Genomic DNA, 5,198 nt, shown 5'->3' with positions numbered 1-5,198 from the left:
GCCGGCGAGGAGCGCCGTGCGGCGCCGCGACGGCGTCCCGCCCTGGGTGCTCCCGGCCGGTGCGCTCCCGGCCGGGCCGTCCGGGGCCGGGCGGTCCGGGGTCCGCGCGTTCTCGTCCGCCGCCATCGCCGCTCCCACGTCCGTGGAGGACCGGCCGCCAGGGCCGCTCCGCCGATCGTAGGACCGGCGGGGGCACGGCCTGCAGACCCCGCGCCGACTTTCACCCGGCCCTGCGGCGTGCCCCGCGGGATTCACCCGACCAATCTCGTGGACGGGTGTCCAGCAGCGACTATCTTTCACGTGTGCAGGCGACGAGCGAACCCGCTATCCGCGTCGCCGGGCTGGGCAAGACGTACCGGCTCGGCGCGTTCGGCGAGCGCCCGTCCACCGCCGCCGCGGCGGCCATTCAGTGGGTCCGGTCCACCGGGAAGCAGAAGTACACGCTGTTCGACGCCCTGGACGACGTGTCGTTCGAGGTGCCGCACGGCGAGGCCCTCGGGATCGTGGGGCGCAACGGCGCGGGCAAGTCGACGCTGCTCAAGCTCCTCACCCGCGTCACCGCGCCGTCGCGCGGGCAGATCGAGCTGAACGGGCGCGTCGGGTCCCTCCTGGAGGTCGGCACGGGGTTCCACCCCGAGCTCACCGGCAAGGAGAACATCTACCTCAACGGCGCGATCCTCGGCATGACGCGCAAGGAGATCAACCGCCGCTACGACGAGATCGTCGCCTTCTCCGGCATCGAGAAGTTCCTCGCGACGCCCGTGAAGCGGTACTCGTCCGGCATGTACGTGCGCCTCGCGTTCTCCGTCGCCGCGCACCTCGACACGGAGATCCTCGCGATCGACGAGGTCCTCGCCGTGGGCGACGCCGAGTTCCAGCGCCGCTCGATCCAGAAGATGCGCGAGGCCGCGCAGGGCGGGCGCACCGTGCTCTACGTCAGCCACCAGCTCCAGACGGTGCAGGCGCTGTGCTCGTCCGCGATCCTGCTCGACCGCGGGACGCTGCGCTACGCCGGCAGCGTCGAGGGGACGCTCGAGGCGTACCGGGACAGCTTCGAGAGCTTCGCCGCGGCGCAGTCCGACCCGAAGAAGCGTCCGGGCAACGGCCGGCTGCGGCTGTCGTCGGTCCGCATGGAGGACGAGTTCGTCAAGTCGTCCCAGGATCTCGTGGTCGAGTTCGAGGCGCCGCCCAGCAAGGACCTCGTCGGCACCTACTTCGTGTCGATGCACGTCAACAACGACCAGGGCACCGTCATCGCCCAGTGCGACTCGCGGCTCGTCGGCACGTGGTTCGACCCGGAGCAGCACCAGAAGGGCCGCCTCGTCGTGCGCGACCTGTGGCTCAAGCCCGGCCGCTACACGGTCGACGTCTACGCGTGCCAGGCGGGCGTGCTCGACGCGTGGGAGGGCGCCTGGCAGTTCGAGGTCCTGCCCGACCTGCCGTACCCGGAGTTCACGGAGTCGTCCGGCACCGAGAAGGGCATGGTCTTCGTGAACTTCGACTACGAGGGAGCCTGACGTGGAGGAGACCGTGCAGCGCACCGTCATCACGCCGCCCGGCCGCCTCAACCTGCCGCCGTGGCGCGAGCTGTGGAACGCGCGCGAGGTCGCGGTGCGCCTCGCGCAGCGCGACATCATCGTGCGCTACCGCCAGACGTTCTTCGGCATCTTCTGGGTGATCGCCCAGCCGCTCGTCAGCGCCGGGATCTTCACCGTCGTGTTCGGCCAGATCGCGGACCTGTCGACCGGCGACGCGGCGATCCCCTACTTCCTCTTCACGCTCGCGGGCATGCTCGCCTGGAACCTGTTCAACGGCTCCCTCGGGCGCGCGTCGGGCTCCATGGTCGGCAACCAGTCGCTCGTGCAGAAGGTGTTCTTCCCGCGCCTGCTCGTGCCGGTCTCGAGCCTCGCGTCCGTCGTCGTCGACTTCCTCGTGGCCCTCGTCCTCGCGGTCGTGCTCCTCTTCGTCTACGGCGTGAACCCGGGATGGGGCGTCCTGCTCCTGCCCGTCTGGATCCTCCTGATCCTCATGATCGGCACGGGCATCGGCCTCGCCGCGGCGGCCTACATGGTCAAGTACCGCGACGTGCAGTACGTCCTGCCGTGGCTCATCCAGGTCCTTCTCTACGCGAGCCCGGTCGCGTACGCGCTCTCCTCGGTGCCGGACGACCTGCGGTGGCTGTTCGACATCAACCCCGTCACGTGGTTCCTCGAGGGCTTCCGCTGGTCGCTGCTGGGCACCGAGGCACCGGTGACGTGGCAGGTCGTCGCGCTCGTCGTCGCGGCACCGCTCATCATGCTCGGCGGCACGCTCGTGTTCCAGAAGAACGAGCGCGAGTTCGCGGACTACATCTGATGCGCCTCAGCGCGTACGTCCTCGTCGCCGACCCGAGCTTCCTCGGGGCGAGCCTGCGGGCGTACTACGACCACGTCGACCGCATCGTCCTCTCCTACGACGCGACGTCGACGTCGTGGACCGGCACGCCGCTGCCCGTCGACGAGTGCCTCGCCGTGATCAAGGAGCTCGACACCGACGGCAAGTGCGTCCACGCGCCCGGCGACTACGCGCGGCCCGGCACGGCGCCGCTGGACGCCGAGACGCACCAGCGCCAGGAGGCGCTCGATCTCGCGTCGCAGGACGCCGACTGGGTGCTGCAGCTCGACACCGACGAGGTCATGCTCCGGCCGGCGGCGTTCCTCGCGTCGCTGCGCCGCGCGGACGGGGCCGGCGCCACGGCGCTCGACTACCCCTCGCGCTGGCTCTACGCGCGCGTCGCGCCGGGCCGCTACCTCGAGGCGAGCCGCCGCTTCGGGCAGCCGGCCGCGTCCTACCCCGGGCCGCTCGCCGTCCGCGCGGGGACGCGGCTCGTGCACGCCCGCCAGGTGGAGGGCCCGCACTACCGGGTCGACCTCGGCCCGTGGAACACCGACCCGGCGCACCCGCACGACGTGATCGTCCACGAGGTCGTCGGGCAGGAGGACGCCGTCCTGCACTTCTCGTGGGTGCGGCGCCCGGAGACGATGCGCCAGAAGTTCGGGTGGTCCGGCCACACCGCCCACTACTCGCGCCCCGGCGTCTACGAGCGCTGGGAGCACCGGACGCGGCACCCGCGACGCGCCGTCCTCACCTCGCCGCTGCGGCGCGGCGACTGGTACCGGCTCGTGACGGTCCCCGAGCCGCCGGGAGGCGAGCCGTGAGCACCGCGACGGACCTGACGGTCAGCGTCGTCGTCGTCACGTACGGCCGGCCCGACAGCGTCCGCGAGTGCCTGCGGCACCTCGCGCGCCTCGACACCCCCGCGCTCGAGGTGGTCGTCGTCGACTCGACGCCCGACGACCGGACGCGCCGCCTCGTGCGCGAGGAGTTCCCCGACGTGCGCCTGCTGCACAGCACGCTCGGGCGCGGCACGACGCCGGAGTCGCGGCAGATGGGCTTCGCCGTCGCGCGCGGCGACGTCGTGGCGTTCGTCGACGACGACGCGTACGTCGCGCCCGACTGGCTGGACGAGCTCCTCGCGCCCTACGCCGACCCCGACGTCGTCGCCGTCGGGGGCCGCGCGGACAACGGCATCCCCGGCGAGGAGCGCGCCGGCCTCGACCGCATCGGCCGCCTCCTGCCCGACGGGCGTCTCACCGGCTACTTCGCCGCCGACCCCGGGCGCCCGGTCGAGGTCGACCACCTGCTCGGCGCGAACATGTCGTTCCGCCGCGAGGCGCTCGCCGCGATCGGCGGGATCCGGGGCAACTACCCGGGTCCGTGCCTGTGCGAGGAGTCCGACATCTCGCTGCGGCTGCGCGCGATTGGCGGCCGGCTCGTGTACGCCCCGCGCGCGCTCGTGCGGCACATGGCCGCGCCGTACGGGACCGGCGGCAGGCGGTTCGACCTCCGCTACCTCTACTACGCACGGCGCAACCACGTCGTCATGCTCGTGCGGAACTTCGGCTGGCGGGACCCGATGGTGCGCCGTTACGCGCGCACGACGCTGCGCGCCCAGACGGACTACCTGTGGGCCGTGCGCAGCCGGCTCGGGCCCACCATGGCGAGCGGGTCGCCGCGCCCGCTCGGGCGGCGCGTCACCGCGCCGGTGATCCTGTCGCGCGCCGCCGCGGAGCTGTCCGGGCTCGTCGCCGGCGTGCCCGCGGCGGTCACCGCCGTGCGCCGGGACCGGCTCGCCGGGGTGGCGAGAGCGTGACGCGGCGCCTGGTGCACGTGATCACGCCGGGCGACCACTTCTCGCCCCGGACGGGCAGCGCCGTGCCGACCGTCGTCGACGGGCTCAGCAGCGCGGCCGCGCCGGGCACGCCGGCCGCCCGCGTCCTCGTCGCGCACGGCACGTACCCCGAGCGGTACGCGAGCGCGACGGTGCTCGAGTACCCCGAGGTCGCCGCCGGGCGGGCCGACCGCTACCTCGACGCGGCGCTCCCCCGGCTCGGCCTGCCGCGGCTCGCGTCACGGCGCGTGCTCGGCGCCGCGACGCGCACGCAGGGCGCCTGGGACCCCTCGTGGGTGCTCGCGCACAACGCGCCCGCGCTCGTCCCCCTCGTCGACGCGCGGCGGCACGCGCCGGTCCTGTACTGCCACAACCAGGTGCTGCGCACGTACTCCGCGCGCGAGGCCGCCCGGACGCTCGGGCCCGCCGCCGCGGTCGTGTGCGTGAGCGACCACCTCGCCGAGCAGGTGCGCGACCGCCTCCCCCGCTCGCTGCGCGCGCGCGTCGCGACGGTGCGCAACGGGGTGGACGCCGGGGCGTTCGCCGTCCCGCGCGTGCCCCGGTCCGGGCGGCTGCGCGTCGTGTACGTCGGCCGCGTGATCCCCGACAAGGGCGTGCACGTCCTGCTCGACGCCGTCGCCCGGCTCGGGCGCGACGACGTCGAGGTCACCGTCGTGGGACGACCCGGCTTCGACCCGCACGCGCCGCTCACGCCCTACGAGCAGGACCTCCGCACGCGCGCCGCGGCGACCGCGGCGAGCGTCCGCTTCGCGTCCTTCCTCGACCGCGCGGCCCTGCCCGGCGTCCTCGCGGCCGCCGACGTCGTCGTCGTCCCGTCCGTGTGGCCCGAGCCGTTCGGGCTCACCGCCCTCGAGGGCATGGCGGCGGGAGCGGCGGTCGTCGCGTCCGCCGTCGGCGGCCTGCCCGAGGCCGTCGGGGACGCCGCCGTGCTGCTCGCGCCGGGCGACGCGGCCGCGCTCTCCGGCGC

At 74.0% G+C, this 5,198-nt stretch carries 5 protein-coding genes; all 5 read left to right on the top strand.

Going from position 1 to position 5,198, the window contains the following annotated elements:
* The first annotated feature begins 275 nt into the window (after positions 1–275).
* A complete protein-coding gene (locus tag JZ5iCDA_RS15360) occupies positions 276–1,517 on the top strand; it encodes an ABC transporter ATP-binding protein (protein ID WP_171905401.1) in 1,242 nt (413 codons plus the stop codon).
* A gap of 1 nt (position 1,518) precedes the next feature.
* Positions 1,519–2,355 carry an ABC transporter permease gene (locus JZ5iCDA_RS15355; protein WP_069387943.1) on the top strand — a complete coding sequence of 279 codons (837 nt, stop codon included), beginning with the start codon at positions 1,519–1,521 and terminating at the stop codon, positions 2,353–2,355.
* Positions 2,355–3,197, top strand: a complete 843-nt coding sequence (locus JZ5iCDA_RS19110) for a hypothetical protein (RefSeq protein WP_069387942.1) — start codon at positions 2,355–2,357, stop codon at positions 3,195–3,197. Before JZ5iCDA_RS15355 ends, JZ5iCDA_RS19110 begins: the two co-directional genes overlap by 1 nt.
* The gene (locus JZ5iCDA_RS19105) at positions 3,194–4,192 is read left to right on the top strand and encodes a glycosyltransferase family 2 protein (RefSeq protein WP_069387941.1); all 999 of its coding nucleotides are present in this window, start codon (positions 3,194–3,196) and stop codon (positions 4,190–4,192) included. Before JZ5iCDA_RS19110 ends, JZ5iCDA_RS19105 begins: the two co-directional genes overlap by 4 nt.
* Positions 4,189–5,198: glycosyltransferase family 4 protein (locus JZ5iCDA_RS15340; RefSeq protein WP_069387940.1), on the top strand; the 1,010-nt coding region annotated here is incomplete at its 3' end. The genes JZ5iCDA_RS19105 and JZ5iCDA_RS15340, both read left to right, overlap by 4 nt.

Origin of the sequence: Cellulosimicrobium cellulans, assembly GCF_001722485.1 — a bacterium.
Lineage (GTDB): Bacteria > Actinomycetota > Actinomycetes > Actinomycetales > Cellulomonadaceae > Cellulosimicrobium > Cellulosimicrobium cellulans_A.
Note: the sequence above shows the minus strand (reverse complement) of the source record. Positions and strands in the feature narration are given on the sequence as shown.